The sequence below is a fragment of the Aquipuribacter aurantiacus genome (genome assembly GCF_051216895.1).
Classification (GTDB): domain Bacteria; phylum Actinomycetota; class Actinomycetes; order Actinomycetales; family JBBAYJ01; genus Aquipuribacter.
On sequence record NZ_JBPKAO010000004.1, the window covers coordinates 105,069 to 122,521 of the forward strand.

A 17,453-nucleotide genomic window follows, 5' to 3' on the forward strand; every position below is an offset into this window, starting at 1 on the left:
TGCCGCCTCGGGCCGGTCGAGGTGCCCGGTCGGGACGTCGCGGCGGGTTCCCTATCCTGAACGGGTGAGCGACACCACGGCCCCCGCCGCCGCGCCCGACCTGGCCGGCCCGGCCGATCCCGTCGACCCGGTCCCCGCGGACGACCGGCCCGACGAGCAGATGGACGAGCAGATGGCGGTGCGGGCCGCGAAGCGCGAGCGGATCCTCGCCGCGGGCGGCCAGGCCTACCCGGTCCTCGTCCCGCGCACGCACTCGCTGGCCCAGGTCCGCTCATCGCCCGGGTGGCAGGCGCTCGAGGACGGCCAGGAGACCCAGGACGTCGTCTCGGTCACCGGCCGGGTGATGTTCGCCCGTGGCACGGGCAAGCTCGCGTTCGCGACGCTGCAGGAGGGCGACGAGCGGCTGCAGGTCATGCTCAGCCTGGCCGAGGTCGGTCCGGAGCTGCTGGACGCCTGGAAGCACGACGTCGACCTGGGTGACCAGGTCTCCGTCACCGGCCGCGTCGTCAGCAGCCGTCGCGGCGAGCTGTCGGTGATGGCCACCACGTGGCAGCTGGCCTCCAAGGCGCTCCGCCCCCTGCCCAACCACTACGACGGCGCCCAGCTGGCCGAGGACACCCGCGCCCGCCGCCGCTACGTCGACCTGGTGGTGCGCCCCGAGGCCCGTGAGGTCGTCCGGACCAAGGCGACGGTGCTGCGCTCGCTGCGCGAGACCTTCCACCGTCTCGGCTACCTCGAGGTCGAGACGCCCGTGCTGCAGCTGGTGCACGGCGGGGCGACGGCCCGCCCGTTCCACACCCACCTCAACGCGCTCGACGTCGAGATGAGCCTGCGGATCGCGACCGAGCTGTACCTCAAGCGCTGCGTCGTCGGGGGGCTGGAGAAGGTCTACGAGATCGGTCGGACGTTCCGCAACGAGGGCATCGACTCCACCCACAGCCCCGAGTTCACGATGCTGGAGGCCTACGAGGCCTACGGCTCGTACGACACGATGGCCGCGCTGGTCCGTGAGCTGGTCCTGGACGCCGCGACCGCGGCGGGGCGGACCGTGGTGCCCGACGGGCACGGCGGCGAGGTCGACCTGCGGGCCGACTGGCGCACCGTGACCGTCCACGACGCCGTGTCCGGGGCGCTGGGTGAGGCCGTCGACGTCGACACCGACGTCACCGAGCTGCGACGTCATGCCGAGCGGGCCGGGGTCGAGCTGCGTCCGGGGGCGGGCGCGGGCGAGGTCGTCCTCGAGCTGTTCGAGAAGCTGGTCGAGCACACCCTCCTGCAGCCCACGTTCGTCCGTGACTACCCGGCCGAGGTGCGTCCCCTGGCCCGCCCGCACCGCGACGACCCCCGCCTCGCCGAGGCGTGGGACCTGATCGTCGCCGGGGCCGAGCTGTCGCCGGCGTACTCCGAGCTGGCCGACCCGGTGCTCCAGCGCGAGCGGCTGGTGCAGCAGTCGTTGCTGGCCGCCGACGGCGACCCCGAGGCCATGCAGCTGGACGAGGACTTCCTGCGGGCGCTGGAGCACGGCATGCCGCCCACCGGTGGCATCGGCCTGGGGGTCGACCGGCTGGTCATGCTGCTGACCGGGGTCGGCATCCGCGAGACGATCCTGTTCCCGCTGCTACGGCCCGAGGGCTGAGGCGACCATGGACCTGGGTGTCCTGCAGGACGTGGTGCTGGGCCTGCTGCCCACCATCGGGGTGACGCTGCTGTTCGGCATCGCCATCCTCGCGATCGTCCGCGCCGACGCCGGTGAGCGCGAGGACCGGGCCCGGATCGAGGCCGAGGAGGACGCGGCGGCGGCCCGGGCCGCCGCGGACCGTCGTGCCGACCCCGCGCCGGCCGACGGCGGTCCCGAGGAGCCGGGCCCGGTCTGAGGTCCGAGCGGCGCGAGAAATGCGTTGCTGCATTCGGATCGAATTACTGCTGTGACACGACGTGTTGCATTCCGTCGTGTTGCCCGGTGATCACCGGAAGTGCAATCATCGTTTCTCGGCGACGGTGGCACGAGCCACCCCGGTCGGTACCCCAGCCGGATTCACGAGAATTCTGTCGCCGCCGGTCAGAGATCCGCGAAGTGGAGAAAAAACAAATGGCTCAGCAGGTCAACGTGGTGCTGGTCGACGACCTCGACGGCACCCCCGCCGACGAGACCGTCACATTCGGTCTCGACGGGATCACCTACGAGATCGACCTGACCGCCGACAACGCGGCCCGGCTGCGCGACTCGCTCGCCGAGTGGGTCGGTCACGGCCGTCGTGTCGGTGGCGCCCGCCGCAAGGGGAACCGCGCCGTCACCAAGCGCTCCTCGGTCGGTTCCGACAACGCGACGATCCGCGAGTGGGCCCGTGCGAACGGTCACGAGGTCTCCGAGCGCGGTCGTATCAAGGCCGAGGTCATCGAGGCGTTCAACGCCGCCAACGGTTGAGACCCGTGCCGGCGTCGACCTGACGTCGTCACGGAGAAGCCCCCCGGACCGAGAGGTCGGGGGGCTTCTGCGTGCTCGGGGTGGCGCCTGGTCAGCGCTCCCGCTCGGCGTCGGTGGCCTCGCGGACCGACCTCGGCGGCAGGTCCTCCTCGGCGACGCGGGCCCGCTTGTTGGACATCAGCGACGTGATCGTCACGACGACGAGTGCGCCCACGATGACGAACAGGCTCGCCAGCGTGGGGATCTCCGGGACGCCGGGCCAGATGTTGTGGGCCCAGTGCAGCAGCAGCTTGACGCCGATGAAGGCGAGGATGAACGACAGCCCGTAGGACAGGTGGACGAGCTTGGACAGGGCGCCCTCGAGCAGGAAGTACAGGGCACGCAGGCCCAGCAGCGCGAAGGCGTTGGTCGCGAACACCAGGTACGGGTCGCCGGTGATGCCGTACACCGCGGGGACGGAGTCGACGGCGAAGACGACGTCGGTGAACAGCAGGACGATGACGACGAGCGCGAACGGGGTCAGGTAGCCGACGCCGTCCCGCGTGACGCGGAACCTGGTGCCCTCGTACTCCTCGGACACCGGTGTGACCTTGCGGATGAGCTTGACCACACGCAGCTCGGAGACGTGGATCTCCTTCTTCTCGCCCTTCAGCTCCTCCATCAGCAGGTGGACCGCCGTGAAGATGAGGATGGCGCCGAAGACGAGGAACGCGAAGTCGAGCTGGGCGATGGCGACGGCGCCGATCGCGATGAACACGCCGCGCAGGACCAGCGCGCCGAGGATGCCCCACAGCAGGGCTCGCTGCTGCAGGTGACGCGGGACCGCGAACGCGGACAGGATCAGGATGAAGACGAACAGGTTGTCGACCGACAACGACTTCTCGACGATGTACCCGGTGTAGTACTCGACGCCGATCCGTGACCCGAACTGCGTCAGGACGAACACGCCGAACAGCAGCGGCAACGCGATGTAGAAGGCCGACCAGCCGGCCGCCTCCTTCATGGACACGTCGTGCGGGTTGCGGGTGGCGATGAAGTCGAAGACGAACAGGGCGGCGACGGCGGCGATGGTGGCGCCCCACAGCAACGGGGTCCCGATCGTGGTGAGCTCACCCGAGCCCGGGGCGGACCCCGAGGCGGGCAGCCCGACCAGGGCGTGGACGAAGGGGGTCATGGAGGTCCTTCTGGATGGTGCGGCGCGCCGCAGCGGTGAGGTCTCCGTCGCCGGCCCGGTGCTCGGGCCGGCTCGACCCGGGGCCGCGACGCGACCGTGCTGACCGGGACCGGTTCTGAGGACGTACTCCCCTCGGCGCCGATGGTAGGGGCAGGACCACCGATACGGTGCTCCCGTGGCCGACGACCGAGCAGACGCGGGGGCGGGCGCCGCCGGCGGGCCTCGCGCCAGGCGGCCGCAGCGGGTCTTCGGGGTCGGCGAGGAGCCCGACCCCCGGTTCACGCTCGCCAACGAGCGCACCGTGCTGGCCTGGGTGCGGACGTCGCTGGCCTTCGTGGTCGCCGGGCTCGCCGCGGCCGTCGCCGACGGCGTCGTGGACACCGGCGGCCTGCTGCAGGTGGTCGCGGTGGTCGCGGTCGCCGTGGGGGCGTGGCTGTCGCTGACCTCCCTGGTGCGCTGGGGGCGGACGGAGCGGGCGATGCGCCTGCGCCGGCCGTTGCCGTCGCCGTCGAACCTGCTCGTCGTGGTGCTCGGGCTGCTCGGGCTGGCCGTCATGGCCATCGTCGCGGTCCTCTGAGCCGTCGGTGAGCCGGTCGTGAGCGCGGCTGCGGACGGGGCCGCCGACGGGACGGCCGAAGCGGCGGCGGACCCGTCCGGGCCGTGGGACCCGGGGCTGCAGCCGGAGCGGACCGCGCTGGCCTGGCAGCGGACGGGGCTCTCGGTGGCCGTCGCGGCGCTGGTCGGGTTCCGCGACGCGGTCGCCACCGGGAGCGTCCTCGCCGTCGTGCTGTCCTCGGCGGCCCTGGCCGCGGGGGTGTACGTGCTGCGTGCGGCCCGCACCGAGCTCGACGACCGGGTCGAGGCGCTGCGGGCCGGGCTGCCCCTGCCCGCGCCGGTGGCGACCCGGGCGGCGGCGTTCGCGGTGCTGGCCCTCGCCGCGACCGTCCTCGCGATCGTCCTGGACTGAGCCCCGCGTCCCGGCGGTTCGCCCAGAGCGGACCGGCCCGCCCACCCGGAACACTCAGGCGGGAGAGGCGTTGTGCCGATGGACGACCGGACCGCGACCCTGCCAGGGGGCCAGCCGCTGCGCTCAGCGCGAACGCAGGCCCCGCGAGCAGGTGGTCGGCCGGTGCCGCAGCCACCGGACGTCTAGCATCGACTGGGAACGAGGTCCTTCGGAGCACTTCCGTCGGACGCCGCCCGCTCGTGAGGAGCGAACAATGTTCGAGAGATTCACTGACCGCGCTCGTCGCGTTGTCGTCCTGGCCCAGGAAGAGGCCCGGATGCTCAACCACAACTACATCGGGACCGAGCACATCCTGCTCGGGCTGATCCACGAGGGCGAGGGCGTCGCCGCCNTGCTGGCCCTCGCCGCGACCGTCCTCGCGATCGTCCTGGACTGAGCCCCGCGTCCCGGCGGTTCGCCCAGAGCGGACCGGCCCGCCCACCCGGAACACTCAGGCGGGAGAGGCGTTGTGCCGATGGACGACCGGACCGCGACCCTGCCAGGGGGCCAGCCGCTGCGCTCAGCGCGAACGCAGGCCCCGCGAGCAGGTGGTCGGCCGGTGCCGCAGCCACCGGACGTCTAGCATCGACTGGGAACGAGGTCCTTCGGAGCACTTCCGTCGGACGCCGCCCGCTCGTGAGGAGCGAACAATGTTCGAGAGATTCACTGACCGCGCTCGTCGCGTTGTCGTCCTGGCCCAGGAAGAGGCCCGGATGCTCAACCACAACTACATCGGGACCGAGCACATCCTGCTCGGGCTGATCCACGAGGGCGAGGGCGTCGCCGCCAAGGCGCTGGAGTCCCTCGGGATCTCCCTGGACGCCGTCCGCGAGCAGGTCCAGGAGATCATCGGCCAGGGCCAGCAGGCCCCGAGCGGTCACATCCCCTTCACCCCGCGGGCCAAGAAGGTCCTCGAGCTCAGCCTCCGCGAGGCGCTGCAGCTCGGGCACAACTACATCGGGATCCAGCACATCCTGCTCGGCCTCATCCGCGAGGGCGAGGGCGTCGCCGCCAAGGCGCTAGAGTCCCTCGGGATCTCCCTGGACGCCGTCCGCGAGCGGGTCCAGGAGATCATCGGCCAGGGCCAGCAGGCCCTGAGCGGTCGCATCCCCTTCACCCCGCGGGCCAAGAAGGTCTTCGAGCTCAGCCTCCGCGAGGCGCTGCGGCTCGGGCACAACTACATCGGGATCCAGCACATCCTGCTCGGCCTCATCCGCGAGGGCGAGGGCGTCGCCGCGCAGGTGCTGGTCAAGCTGGGCGCCGACCTCAACCGGGTCCGCCAGCAGGTCATCCAGCTGCTGTCCGGCTACCAGGGCAAGGAGCCCGCGACCTCCGGCGGCCCCGCCGCGGAGAACACGCCGTCCGGCTCCCTCGTGCTCGACCAGTTCGGCCGCAACCTCACGCAGGCGGCCCGCGAGTCCAAGCTCGACCCGGTCATCGGGCGCGAGAAGGAGATCGAGCGGGTCATGCAGGTGCTGAGCCGCCGGACCAAGAACAACCCGGTCCTGATCGGTGAGCCCGGCGTCGGCAAGACCGCCGTCGTGGAGGGCCTGGCCCAGGCGATCATCCGCGGCGAGGTCCCCGAGACGCTCAAGGACAAGCAGCTGTACACGCTGGACCTGGGCGCCCTGGTGGCCGGTTCCCGCTACCGCGGTGACTTCGAGGAGCGGCTCAAGAAGGTCCTCAAGGAGATCCGCACCCGCGGCGACATCATCCTGTTCATCGACGAGATCCACACCCTCGTCGGGGCCGGTGCGGCCGAGGGCGCGATCGACGCCGCCAGCATCCTCAAGCCGATGCTGGCCCGGGGCGAGCTGCAGACCATCGGCGCGACCACGCTGGACGAGTACCGCAAGCACGTCGAGAAGGACGCCGCCCTCGAGCGTCGCTTCCAGCCGATCCAGGTCGCCGAGCCCTCGCTGGTGCACGCCATCGAGATCCTCAAGGGCCTGCGCGACCGGTACGAGGCGCACCACCGCGTCTCGATCACCGACGCGGCGCTGGTCGCGGCGGCCAACCTGGCGGACCGGTACATCAACGACCGCTTCCTGCCGGACAAGGCGATCGACCTGATCGACGAGGCCGGTGCCCGGCTGCGGATCCGTCGCATGACCGCCCCGCCGGACCTGCGCGAGTTCGACGAGAAGATCGCCGACGTCCGTCGCGAGAAGGAGTCGGCCATCGACTCCCAGGACTTCGAGAAGGCCGCCTCGCTGCGCGACGACGAGAAGCGCCTGCTGGGCCAGAAGGCCGAGCGCGAGAAGCAGTGGAAGTCCGGTGACATGGACGTCGTCGCCGAGGTGGACGAGGAGCTGATCGCCGAGGTCCTCGCCATCGCCACGGGCATCCCGGTCTTCAAGCTGACCGAGGAGGAGTCCCAGCGGCTGCTCCACATGGAGGACGAGCTGCACAAGCGCGTCATCGGCCAGGAGGAGGCCATCAAGGGCCTCAGCCAGGCGATCCGGCGCACCCGCGCCGGCCTCAAGGACCCCAAGCGTCCCGGTGGCTCGTTCATCTTCGCCGGCCCCACGGGCGTCGGGAAGACCGAGCTGGCCAAGTCGCTGGCGGAGTTCCTGTTCGGCGACGAGGACTCGCTCATCCAGCTCGACATGTCCGAGTTCAGCGAGAAGCACACCGTCTCGCGGCTGTTCGGCTCGCCCCCCGGCTACGTCGGGTACGAGGAGGGCGGCCAGCTGACCGAGAAGGTGCGGCGCAAGCCGTTCTCGGTGGTGCTGTTCGACGAGGTCGAGAAGGCCCACCCGGACATCTTCAACTCGCTGCTGCAGATCCTGGAGGACGGACGCCTGACCGACAGCCAGGGCCGGGTCGTCGACTTCAAGAACACCGTCATCATCATGACGACCAACCTGGGCACCCGGGACATCGCCAAGGGCATCAACATGGGCTTCAGCGCGGGCAACGACTCGCGCACCGGCTACGACCGGATGAAGGCCAAGGTCCAGGACGAGCTCAAGCAGCACTTCCGTCCCGAGTTCCTCAACCGCGTCGACGACATCATCGTGTTCCCCCAGCTCACGCAGGAGGAGATCGTCACGATCGTCGACCTGATGATCGCCAAGCTCGACAAGCGCCTGAACGACAAGGACATGGGCATCGAGCTGACCCCGGCGGCCAAGGGCCTGCTGGCCGTCCGCGGCTACGACCCCGTCCTGGGGGCGCGCCCGCTGCGTCGCACGATCCAGCGCGACATCGAGGACCAGCTGAGCGAGAAGATCCTGTTCTCCGAGCTCACCTCGGGCCAGCTGATCCTGGTCGACGTGGAGGGCGAGGGCGACCTCGCGCACTTCACGTTCAAGGGGACCGAGAAGGATGTCCCCGAGGCGCCCGAGCCGGTCGTCGCCGCAGCGTCGGAGGGCCCCGGCCCCGCCGAGGCCGTGGGCGAGACCGGGACCGGCAGCTGAGCCAGGCCCCGCAGCACGACAGAGCCCGGCCGTCCCTGCAGGGGACGGTCGGGCTCCGTGCTGCTCGGCCGGCGGACGTGCCGCGCATCGCCGAGCTGGTCTCGGCGTACGTCCTGGACCGCCGCCTGCTGGCCAAGGACCTCGTCACCCTCTACGAGGACGTGCAGGAGTTCGTGGTGGCCGAGCACCGGTCGCCGCCCTCGGCGGCGCACCCGCACGGCCGCAGCGAGGTCGTGGGCTGCGGGGCGCTGCACGTGATGTGGGCCGACCTGGCCGAGGTGCGCACCGTCGCCGTCAGCAGCCGGTTGCGGGGCGCCGGGGTCGGCCGGGCGCTGGTGGCGGACCTGGTCGAGCGGGCGCGCGCGCTGGGCATCGACCGGGTGTTCTGCCTGACGTTCGAGCGGGAGTTCTTCGGCTCGTTCGGCTTCGTCGAGATCGAGGCCGCGCCGGTCGCCCCCGAGGTGTACGAGCAGCTGCTGCGCAGCCACGACGAGGGCGTCGCGGAGTTCCTGGACCTGGCCCGGGTCAAGCCCAACACCCTGGGCAACCACCGGATGCTGCTCACCCTCTGAGCCCGGCCCGGCGTCCCCCGCGGTGCCGGCGAGCCGCGCGTCACACGATCGGCTGCTTGAGTCCTCCGCGCTGCCTGCCGATGCACTGTCGACGGCAAGGCGCCGCCCACGCACGGCAGAGGAGACGCACATGCTCACGAAGTGGACGCTGCAGAACAGGCTCGCGATCCGGGTCGCGACCTCCACCGGAGCCATGACCGCCCTCGCCCTGGTCGTGGCCGCCCCCGGCAAGTGGACCTGAGTCCTAGTACCTGACGAGGGCCTGGCTCGTCCCGGTCGGCGTTCGTCGTCCTCGTTGATCGTCGACCCAGGAGGTCAGTCGTGGCGTTGTCCGACACCCTGACCCGCTACGTGCTGGGCGTCGTGCTGTGCGGGGCGGTGGCGGTGGGGACGTCGCTGGCGCACGTCGACCGGACCGCGTGGACGGCGTCCGGGGCCGTGGTGGCGGGGCTGCTGGTCGTCGGCATCGTCGTCGGGGAGTGCCTCCCGGCCCGCATCTGGCGGGGGGACGAGTTCCGGGAGTACACCTTCTCCGGCCCGTTCACCATCGCCCTCGTCGTGGTCGGACCGCTGTGGCTGGTCCTGCTCACCCAGACCTGCGCCCTGCTGGTGGCCGAGGTGCGCGACCGTCGGCCGCCCATCAAGGCCCTGTTCAACATCAGCCAGTACGCCGTGGCGGTGGTCGTGGCGTCGGCGGCCTACGCCGCGCTGACGGGCCAGCCGTTCGGGTCGGCCCACACGGGGCCCTTCACCACCGACCAGCTCCTGCCCTCGCTGGCGGCCGCCGCCGTGTACTTCCTGGTCAACGCCGTGCTGGTGGCCGTCGTCATCGCCCTGGCCGACCAGCAGCGGTTGGCGAGATCCGTGGTGACCCACGTGCGCGACGAGATCTCGATGACGACGATGCTGCTCTGCCTCGCCCCCGTGGTGGTGCTGTCGCTGCAGTTCTCACCGCTCACCGCCCCGCTGTGCCTGCTGCCCGTCGCTGCGGTCCGGCAGGCGGCACGCACGGCGGCGCGCAGCCACGTGCAGGCCATGCACGACCAGCTGACGGGCCTGCCCAACCGGGGCATGCTGATGCTGCGCAGCCGGCGCGTGGCGGACGAGGCCGACGGTGGTGAGCAGACCGCGCTCCTCATGCTCGACCTCGACCACTTCAAGGAGATCAACGACACCCTCGGCCACCCCGTCGGGGACGAGCTGCTCCGCCTCGTCGCGGCGCGGCTGCTGTCGGTCGTGGGGGAGGAGGACACCGTCGCCCGGTTCGGGGGCGACGAGTTCGCCGTGCTCAGCCACGGCTGCGGTGTCGAGGCCGCGGAACAGCTCTCGCAACGGTGCCACGACGCGTTGTCGGAGCCGTTCCAGCTGGCCCAGATCTCCCTGCACATCGGGGTCAGCATCGGCATCGCCCTGCTGCCGCTGCACGCCGACGGCATCGACCAGCTGGTCCAGCGCGCCGACATCGCGCTCTACCAGGCCAAGGCCGACCGGGGCGCCACCCGTACCTACGACGCGGAGCGGGACGTCAACACAGTCGCGCGCCTGGCCCTGATGGAGGAGCTGCGCCGCACCATGGACACCCAGCTGGTGCTGCACTATCAGCCCAAGTGCCGGGCCGCCGACGGCGTCATGGTGGGTGTCGAGGCGCTCGTCCGCTGGCAGCACCCGGTCCGCGGGCTGATCGGTCCCGCGGACTTCCTGCCCGCGGCGGAGAACGCCGGCCTCGTCGTCGCCATGACCATGCAGATCCTGCGGCGGTCGTTGCGGCAGGTGCGGCAGTGGCGTGCGCAGGGTCTGCAGGTCAACGTGGCGGTCAACATGTCACCACGCCACCTCAGCGACGTCCAGCTGCCGGAGCAGATCCGGGCCCTGCTGCAGGCCGAGGGGCTGCCGGGCACCGCGCTCACGCTGGAGGTGACGGAGAACTCGATGCTGTCCGACCCGGCGCGGGCCGCACTGGTGCTCCGCCGGATCCGCGACCTCGGCGTCGACGTGTCCATCGACGACTTCGGCACCGGGTACTCCTCGTTGGCCTACCTGCGGGACCTGTCGGCCACCGAGGTCAAGATCGACCGGACGTTCGTGTCGAACGCGAGGACCAGCGGGCGCGACCTGGCCATCGTCAGGGCCGCGGTGGAGCTCGGCCACAGCCTGGGCCTGCAGGTGGTGGCCGAGGGCGTCGAGGACGCCACCACGGCCGCCCTGATGGTGGAGAGCGGCTGCGACCTGCTGCAGGGTCACCTCCTGCTGCCGGCCTCGCCGCCGGACGACGTTCTCGCGTGGAGCCGAGGACCGCAGCGACGGGGTCGGGACCTGCCGCCGACCCGAGCCGACCGCCCCGCCGACCGCGAGCCGGTGACGCGGTGATCATCCTGTACTGCTGCCTGCTGCTGCTGGCCGTGCACGCGGTGCTGCCCGGCAGCGACCTCCGGCGTCTGGGGCGGCTGTCGATGCGTCACACCTGGCTGGTGTGGTTGGCCCTGGCCGTCCAGGTCGTGGTGATGTCCGTGCTCCCGGACGCAGGTCCGCTGAGCCAGGCGGCGCACCTGGGCACCTACGGGCTGGCGGCCGTGTTCGCCGGGCTCAACCTGCGCTCGGCGGGGACCTGGGTCGTCGCGGCCGGCGGCGCCCTCAACCTCACCGCGATCACCGCCAACGGCGGGGTCATGCCCGCGTCGGCGAGCGCGGTCGCTGCCTCGGGCTGGCAGGCCGCCCCGGGGCAGTTCGCCAACTCCGCAGTGCTGGCGCAGCCACGGCTCCTGCCCCTGGGGGACGTGTTCGCCACGCCTGCCTGGCTACCGGTGAACAGCGTGTTCAGCGTCGGTGACGTCCTGGTCGTCCTGGGGGTGGCGGTCTTCCTGCACCTGACCTGCCGTCGCCCGGTGACCGCCGCTGACGAGCGGGGCGATGTCACCGCTCGGGATCAGGTCGGCAGGCGGTAGCCACCGACGGCGGCCTCGGCCAACCCGTCGGCGAGCAGACCGGTCAGGCACCGGGCCGTCTGGTCCTGGTCGGGCCAGACGGCCTCCAGACGTGCCGCGGGCACGACACCGGTCTCCTCGCGGAGCGCCGCCAGCAGCAGGCCGCGGACGTAGCGGTCGGTGCCCACCCAGGCCTGCGGACGGGTGGTGCGGCCCCGGGCTGTGGCGTCGGCTGCGCCGTCGGGGGGCGGGGCGAGGGCGGCCCAGCGGCATCGGTCCCGCAGGGGGCATTCGTCGCAACGCGGTGCCCGGGCCGTGCAGACCACCGCGCCCAGCTCCATCACGGCGGCGTTCCAGGCCACCGACCGCGGAGGTGGTCCCGGCAGCAGCCGCTCGGCGCGCGCGACCTCGGCCCGGGCCGGGGCGCTCGGCAGGGCGTCGACCCCCTCGTGCACCCGGGACAGGACACGGCGGATGTTGACGTCGAGCACCACCGCCCGACGACCGTGCGCGAAGGCGGCCGTGGCTCCGGCGGTGTACGGGCCGACGCCCGGCAGGCCCAGCAGGGCCTCGTAGGTGGTGGGCACCTGCCCGTCGTGCTCGTCCCGCACCGCCACCGCGGCCGCGTGCAGCCGCAGCGCCCGGCGGGGGTAGCCGAGCCGGCCCCACATCCGGACCGCCTCGCCGGGGGAGTCGTCGGCCAGCGCGGTCGGTGTCGGCCAGCGCTGCAGCCATGCGTGCCACGCGGGGACGACCCGGGCCACGGGGGTCTGGTGCGACATCACCTCGCACACCAGCACGGCCCAGGCGTCGGTCCCCGGCCGTCGCCACGGCAGGTCCCGCGCGGCCGAGACGTACCAATCGACGACGTCGTCGACCAGACCGCCGTCCTCGCCGGCCGCCGCCGAGGGGGGCGGACCCTCCCGTCGGCCACCGCTCGACCGTGCCGATCCGGCCTCCTCGGTGGGAGGGGCCGACGAGGGGCTCAGACGTACCGCTCGAGGATGCTGGTCTCGGCCAGGCGGCTGAGGCCCTCGCGGACGGCCCGCGCACGCGACAGGGTCAGCCCGTCGACCTGCTGCAGGTCCTCCACACCGGCGGCCAGCAGCTTCTGCAGGCTGCCGAAACGACCGACCAGCCGCTGCACCACGACGTCGGGCAGGCGGGGCAGGCGGTGCAGCATCCGGTACCCACGCGGGCTGACGGTCGCGTCCAGGCCGGGGTCGCCGGTCTGCAGGGCCACCTGCGCGGCCACCTGGTCCAGGCTGAGCAGCTGGGAGGAGTCCAGCGAGGCGAGCCCGGCCAGCGCGTGCTCCGCCTCGGCGACCGAGCCGTCGGGGCCGACGTAGTCGCGGACCACGCTGGCCAGCTCCAGGCCGAAGCCGGTGATGAGCTCGTCCATCTGCAGCTCGACCAGGCGCCCGTCGGTGCCCAGCTCGACGACGTAGCCGCGCACCTCCTCGCTGATCCGGCGGACCATCTCGGCCCGCTGGAGCACGGTGGCGACGTCGCGCACCGTGACCAGGTCCTCGATCTCCAGCGCCGAGAGGTTGCCGGTGACCTCGTCCAGCCGGGAGGCGTACCGCTCCAGGGTGGCCAGGGCCTGGTTGGCGCGGGCCAGGATCGCGCCGGAGTCCTCGAGCACGTGCCGCTTGCCGTCCAGGTAGAGCGCAATGAGGGTCATCGACTGCGACACCGAGATGACCGGGAAGCCGCACTGGCGCGACGCCTTGTCCGCCGTCCGGTGCCGGGTGCCCGACTCCGGGGTCTCGATGCGCGGGTCGGGCACGAGCTGGACGCCGGCACGGACGATGTTCCCGCTGCCGTCGTGGTCGACCACGATGGCCCCGTCCATCTTGGCGAGCTCGCGCAGCCGGGTGGCCGAGAAGTGGACGTCCAGGACGAACCCGCCGGTGCACATGTCCGCGACCACCTCGTCGAAGCCGAGGACGATCAGGGCGCCGGTGCGACCGCGCAGGATCCGCTCGAGGCCGTCGCGCAGCTGCGTCCCGGGCGCGACCAGGGCGAGGACCTCTCGGAGTCGCTCGTCCGTACCGTCCACCGTCGCGGCCCCCGCGTGCTCGAGCGCCGGTCGTGTCGGTCACACGCGGCGCAGGTCGGTCGTGTCGTCGGCCAATGCTCGATCCCTCGGCAGTGTAGAGCCGGTCCCTCCCGTGGCGGGCTTCGCGACCGGACCGTGACCAGGCGGTGACCTGGGAGTGACCTGAGCGCGACCTGGGACCCTCAGCCCGTGCGGCCCGCCAGGTCGCGCAGGGCCCGGAACGCGCGTTCGACGTGCCCGACCTCGACGACCCGGACGCCGCTGGGCAGGGTGCCGAGGCGTTCCAGCGAGCCCGGGGGCACGAGGATGCGGCGGTAGCCCAGCCGGGCGGCCTCGGCCACCCGCTGCGGCGTCATCGACACCCGGCGCACGTCCCCGCTCAGCGCCACCTCGCCGATCGCCAGGACGTCGGCGGGCACGGGCACGTCCCACGCCGCGGAGGCCACCGCCAGCGTGACGGCCAGGTCGACGCCCGGTTCGCCCAGCCGGGCCCCGCCGACCGTGGCGACGAACACGTCCTTGTCGGCCAGCTTGAGCCCGCTCGCGCGTTCGGTGACCGCCAGCAGCATCGCGGTGCGGGCGCTGTCGAGCCCGCTGACCCCGCGCCGGGGGTTGGGCGTGGACGCCGTGGCCACCAGGGACTGGATCTCGGCCAGGAGCGGGCGGCGACCCTCGACCGCCACGGCCAGGCAGGTGCCGGGCACCGGTTCGTCGCGCTGGCCGCGGAACAGCTCGGAGGGGTCCACCACCTCGCGCAGACCGTCGTCGGCCTGCTCGAAGCAGGCGATCTCGTCGGCGGGCCCGTACCGGTTCTTGGTCGCCCGCAGCAGGCGCAGGCTGGTGTGACGGTCGCCGTCGAAGGTGAGGACGGTGTCGACCAGGTGCTCCAGGGACCGCGGCCCGGCCACCGAGGAGTCCTTGGTGGACTGCCCCACCAGCAGCAACGGGGTGGGGCGGGACTTGGCGACCCGGGTGAGCACCTGCGTGACCTCCTGCACCTGGGCCATGCCGCCCGCCCGGCCGTCGACGTCCCCGCTGGTCAGGGTCTGCACGCTGTCGACCACGACGAGGTCGGGGTCGTGCTCCTCCACGTGGTGCAGCACGGCGCCCAGGTCCTGCTCGTCGGCCACCAGCAGACCGGGCGCGTCCGCGCCGGTGCGGCGCGCGCGCACGGCGATCTGCTCCGCGGACTCCTCGCCCGACACGTAGAGCACCGTGCGGGCCCGGTGGGCCTCGGCGCCCAGCGCGCGGGACCCGGTCGCGGGCCCGACGGGGCCGAGCGCGAAACGGTGGGCGACGTCCAGCAGCAGCGTGGACTTGCCGACCCCCGGCTCCCCGGCCAGCAGGACGACCTGGCCGGCGACGAGCCCGCCGCCGATGACCCGGTCGAACTCGCCGAGCCCGGTGGGCGTCCGCTCCGTCCGCGCCTCGTCGACCTCCCCGAGCCGTCGTGCGGGCCGAGGGGCGCCGGCCGTGGCCCGGGCGCGAGGACCGCTGCCCTCGGTCAGCCCGGCGGGGACCTCCTCGACGGTGCCCCAGCCCTGGCACTGGCTGCACCGCCCGGCCCAGCGCGGGTGCTCCGCCCCGCACGCGGTGCACGCGAAGACGGCACGACGGGTACGGGAGCTGGCCACCGGGTCAACCTACGCAGTGCCGCGACACAACCCGGGGCCCTACCCCGCCCCCGGGGGCGTCGGCCCCGGCGCCGGCCTCAGATGGCCAGCAGGGTGGCGGTGAGGATGACCCCGCCGCTGACGATCGACACCGCAGGCACCAGGGCGAAGACGAGCACGGCCTGGCTCTTGAGGTGCTGGGACAGCAGCATCCCGGCGCCGGCGAAGATGGCCACGCCCACCATGGTCACGGCGAAGGCGATGCCCACCTGTCCCGGGTCCGGGGACGACGAGGTCGGCGGGACGATGAGGAACGGGAGCACGGTGGAGACCGCGATGCCGAGCGTCCAGACGGCGAACAGCCCGATGGACCGGACGTCGGGGTGCGGCCAGTTCGTCCTGCGGTGGCCGCGCGCGGTGTACTCCGCCTCCTGGCGTGGTGCCCCGTCGCTGTATCGGGTGTCCGTCATGCCTACAGGGTGCTCTGCTGCCGCCGCCGTGGCTAGTCGACGGGCCGGGCCGCCGCCGTGGCCGGGTGCACCGTGAGCGGCAGCAGCCGTCGACCGCGGCGGGGCCGCAGCTGCTCGCAGTGCTCGGCCAGGCGGGCGTAGACATCGGCCCCCACCAGCTCCACGAGCTCCTCGCGCAGCGACACCCAGACCGGTTCGGCGCCGACGTGGGCCGACGGGCTGGTCGAGCAGTACCAGTCGAAGTCGGCCCCGCCGCCGCCCCAGCCGGCCCGGGTGTACTCGGTCACGGTGACCTGCAGGTGCTCCGAGCCGTCGGGGTGCCCGACGGTGTCGTAGGTCCGGCGCAGCGGCAGCTGCCAGCAGACGTCGGGCTTCGTGGTCAGCGGCGGGACCCCCTCGGCCAGCGCCAGCGCGTGCAGGGCGCAGCCGTAGCCACCGGCGGAGCCCCGGGGGTTGTGGAACACGCAGGCCCCGTCGACGCGGGCCGTCCGTCGGTCGCCGTCCTCGTCCGACTCGGCCCAGGCGGCGTCCGCGCCGTGCTCGGGGTGGTCGTGGTTGGCCCAGGTCGAGGGGGCGAGCCGGCCCACGGCCTCCGCCACCCGGGCCTCGTCGTCGGGCTCGGAGAAGTACGCCCCGTGCACGCAGCAGCCCGCGTCCGGCTCGGTCGCGTCGATCCCGGGGCACCCCGCCCCGAAGATGCACGTCCAGGACGAGGTGAGCCAGGTCAGGTCGAAGCGGTAGACCGTGTCGGGCTCACCCGGCTCGGCGGTGCCGACGGTGCCGTCCTGGTCGTGCTCCCCGTCGTCCACCGGCTCCGCCGTGGTGGCCGAGAGCTCGAGCCACAACCGGTCGGTGGGGGCGGGGACCTCGTCGGTCGGGACGTCGGGGCGTGCCACCGGAGGAGGGTAGACCGCACCACGGTCCCGGTGAGGGCCGGGGCGACGTAGGCTCATCCTTCGTGACCGGGACACCCGCCCCCGACGGCGGAACGACGGCCGGCCCCCTGGTGGGCCTGGCGACGACGTCGGTGTACCCCGAGCCTGCCGAGGAGGCCTTCCGGCTGGCGGCCGAGCTCGGTTACGACGGCGTCGAGGTCATGGTCTGGTCGGACCCGGTCAGCCGGGACGCCGACGCGCTGCTGGAGCTGTCCGCCACCTACGACGTCAAGATCATGAGCATCCACGCGCCGACCCTGCTGCTCACCCAGGGGGTGTGGGGCCGGGACAACTGGGCGCGGCTGGTCCGCACGGCCGAGCACGCCGAGGCCCTCGGCGCCGACACCGTCGTCGTGCACCCGCCGTTCCGGTGGCAGCGGACCTACGGCGCCGGCTTCGAGGAGGGCATCGCCACCCTGGGCGAGGAGCACCACTGCACGTTCGCGGTGGAGAACATGTTCCCCTGGCGCGTCGGCGGCAAGGACGTCCGGGCCTACGCACCGGGCTGGGACCTGCTCGACCACGACTATGAGCACTGCACGCTGGACTTCTCCCACGCCGCGACGGCCCGCCAGGACGCCATGCACCTGCTGGAGGTGCTGGGCGAGCGCATCACCCACGTCCACCTCACCGACGGCAGCGGGTCGTTGATGGACGAGCACCTGGTGCCCGGGGACGGCACGCAGCCGGTGGCGGAGGTGCTGGAGAAGCTGGCGGCCGGGGGCTGGTCCGGGCACGTCGTGGCGGAGATCAACACCCGCAAGGACAAGGCCCGGCGCGAGCTGGCCCTGCAGCGCAGCCTGGCCTTTGCGCGACGCCACCTGCAGGGCCATCTGTCCGGCGGCTAGCCTGC

The 17,453-nt window shown here is 72.7% G+C and carries 16 protein-coding genes and 1 pseudogene; 11 read left to right on the forward strand and 6 right to left on the reverse strand.

Annotated features, from left to right (window positions below):
- The first annotated feature begins 64 nt into the window (after window positions 1-64).
- From lysS to ACR80Q_RS07170, 3 genes are all read left to right on the forward strand, one after another.
- Complete coding sequence (lysS, locus tag ACR80Q_RS07160) at window positions 65-1,636, forward strand: lysine--tRNA ligase (protein WP_435376911.1); 1,572 nt, start codon at window positions 65-67, stop codon at window positions 1,634-1,636.
- 7 nt (window positions 1,637-1,643) lie between these two features.
- Window positions 1,644-1,874 carry a hypothetical protein gene (locus ACR80Q_RS07165; protein ID WP_435376912.1) on the forward strand — a complete coding sequence of 77 codons (231 nt, stop codon included), beginning with the start codon at window positions 1,644-1,646 and terminating at the stop codon, window positions 1,872-1,874.
- 215 nt (window positions 1,875-2,089) lie between these two features.
- The gene (locus ACR80Q_RS07170; RefSeq protein WP_435376913.1) at window positions 2,090-2,425 is read left to right on the forward strand and encodes a histone-like nucleoid-structuring protein Lsr2; all 336 of its coding nucleotides are present in this window, start codon (window positions 2,090-2,092) and stop codon (window positions 2,423-2,425) included.
- A gap of 91 nt (window positions 2,426-2,516) precedes the next feature.
- Here ACR80Q_RS07170 and ACR80Q_RS07175 read toward each other — a convergent pair whose 3' ends face one another.
- Window positions 2,517-3,599: a TerC family protein gene (locus tag ACR80Q_RS07175; protein WP_435376914.1), complete on the reverse strand. Its 1,083-nt coding sequence runs from the start codon at window positions 3,597-3,599 to the stop codon at window positions 2,517-2,519.
- A gap of 175 nt (window positions 3,600-3,774) precedes the next feature.
- Here ACR80Q_RS07175 and ACR80Q_RS07180 point away from each other — a divergent pair, with 175 nt between their 5' ends.
- From ACR80Q_RS07180 to ACR80Q_RS07210, 7 genes and pseudogenes are all read left to right on the forward strand, one after another.
- On the forward strand, window positions 3,775-4,176 hold the full coding sequence (locus tag ACR80Q_RS07180) for a YidH family protein (protein ID WP_435376915.1): 402 nt from the start codon (window positions 3,775-3,777) through the stop codon (window positions 4,174-4,176).
- Window positions 4,177-4,194: 18 nt separating this feature from the next.
- The gene (locus ACR80Q_RS07185) at window positions 4,195-4,566 is read left to right on the forward strand and encodes a DUF202 domain-containing protein (protein ID WP_435376916.1); all 372 of its coding nucleotides are present in this window, start codon (window positions 4,195-4,197) and stop codon (window positions 4,564-4,566) included.
- A 253-nt stretch (window positions 4,567-4,819) separates the two neighbouring features.
- A pseudogene (locus ACR80Q_RS07190) lies at window positions 4,820-4,999 on the forward strand (Clp protease N-terminal domain-containing protein); the annotation flags it as partial.
- A 256-nt stretch (window positions 5,000-5,255) separates the two neighbouring features.
- A complete protein-coding gene (locus ACR80Q_RS07195) occupies window positions 5,256-8,027 on the forward strand; it encodes a Clp protease N-terminal domain-containing protein (protein ID WP_435376917.1) in 2,772 nt (923 codons plus the stop codon).
- A gap of 35 nt (window positions 8,028-8,062) precedes the next feature.
- Complete coding sequence (locus ACR80Q_RS07200) at window positions 8,063-8,599, forward strand: amino-acid N-acetyltransferase (RefSeq protein ID WP_435377115.1); 537 nt, start codon at window positions 8,063-8,065, stop codon at window positions 8,597-8,599.
- A gap of 321 nt (window positions 8,600-8,920) precedes the next feature.
- A complete protein-coding gene (locus ACR80Q_RS07205; RefSeq protein WP_435376918.1) occupies window positions 8,921-10,966 on the forward strand; it encodes a putative bifunctional diguanylate cyclase/phosphodiesterase in 2,046 nt (681 codons plus the stop codon).
- Window positions 10,963-11,541: a DUF5317 family protein gene (locus tag ACR80Q_RS07210; protein WP_435376919.1), complete on the forward strand. Its 579-nt coding sequence runs from the start codon at window positions 10,963-10,965 to the stop codon at window positions 11,539-11,541. Before ACR80Q_RS07205 ends, ACR80Q_RS07210 begins: the two co-directional genes overlap by 4 nt.
- Here the strand turns inward: ACR80Q_RS07210 and ACR80Q_RS07215 are convergent.
- From ACR80Q_RS07215 to ACR80Q_RS07235, 5 genes are all read right to left on the reverse strand, one after another.
- Window positions 11,523-12,302 (reverse strand): iron-sulfur binding domain-containing protein, encoded by a 780-nt coding sequence (locus ACR80Q_RS07215; protein ID WP_435376920.1) that lies wholly within the window; start codon window positions 12,300-12,302, stop codon window positions 11,523-11,525. The two genes, ACR80Q_RS07210 and ACR80Q_RS07215, sit on opposite strands and share 19 nt — an antisense overlap.
- 203 nt (window positions 12,303-12,505) lie before the next feature.
- The gene (gene disA, locus ACR80Q_RS07220) at window positions 12,506-13,582 is read right to left on the reverse strand and encodes a DNA integrity scanning diadenylate cyclase DisA (RefSeq protein ID WP_435376921.1); all 1,077 of its coding nucleotides are present in this window, start codon (window positions 13,580-13,582) and stop codon (window positions 12,506-12,508) included.
- A gap of 182 nt (window positions 13,583-13,764) precedes the next feature.
- Entirely contained in the window at window positions 13,765-15,216 is a 1,452-nt protein-coding gene (gene radA, locus ACR80Q_RS07225) for a DNA repair protein RadA (RefSeq protein ID WP_435376922.1), read from the reverse strand.
- 77 nt (window positions 15,217-15,293) lie between these two features.
- Window positions 15,294-15,665 (reverse strand): hypothetical protein, encoded by a 372-nt coding sequence (locus ACR80Q_RS07230; protein ID WP_435376923.1) that lies wholly within the window; start codon window positions 15,663-15,665, stop codon window positions 15,294-15,296.
- 32 nt (window positions 15,666-15,697) lie between these two features.
- Window positions 15,698-16,561 (reverse strand): DUF3109 family protein, encoded by an 864-nt coding sequence (locus ACR80Q_RS07235; protein ID WP_435376924.1) that lies wholly within the window; start codon window positions 16,559-16,561, stop codon window positions 15,698-15,700.
- 62 nt (window positions 16,562-16,623) lie between these two features.
- Between ACR80Q_RS07235 and ACR80Q_RS07240 the strand changes: the two genes are divergently transcribed.
- Window positions 16,624-17,448 (forward strand): sugar phosphate isomerase/epimerase family protein, encoded by an 825-nt coding sequence (locus ACR80Q_RS07240; protein ID WP_435376925.1) that lies wholly within the window; start codon window positions 16,624-16,626, stop codon window positions 17,446-17,448.
- The last annotated feature ends 5 nt before the right edge of the window (window positions 17,449-17,453 follow it).

Excerpts from the sequence above, each read along its gene's own strand:
- ACR80Q_RS07165 (WP_435376912.1), top strand. The coding sequence starts at position 1,644 with ATGGACCTGGGTGTCCTGCAGGACGTGGTGCTGGGCCTGCTGCCCACC.
- ACR80Q_RS07170 (WP_435376913.1), top strand. The coding sequence starts at position 2,090 with ATGGCTCAGCAGGTCAACGTGGTGCTGGTCGACGACCTCGACGGCACC.
- ACR80Q_RS07175 (WP_435376914.1), bottom strand. The coding sequence starts at position 3,599 with ATGACCCCCTTCGTCCACGCCCTGGTCGGGCTGCCCGCCTCGGGGTCC.
- ACR80Q_RS07195 (WP_435376917.1), top strand. The coding sequence starts at position 5,256 with ATGTTCGAGAGATTCACTGACCGCGCTCGTCGCGTTGTCGTCCTGGCC.
- ACR80Q_RS07215 (WP_435376920.1), bottom strand. The coding sequence starts at position 12,302 with ATGTCGCACCAGACCCCCGTGGCCCGGGTCGTCCCCGCGTGGCACGCA.
- ACR80Q_RS07230 (WP_435376923.1), bottom strand. The coding sequence starts at position 15,665 with ATGACGGACACCCGATACAGCGACGGGGCACCACGCCAGGAGGCGGAG.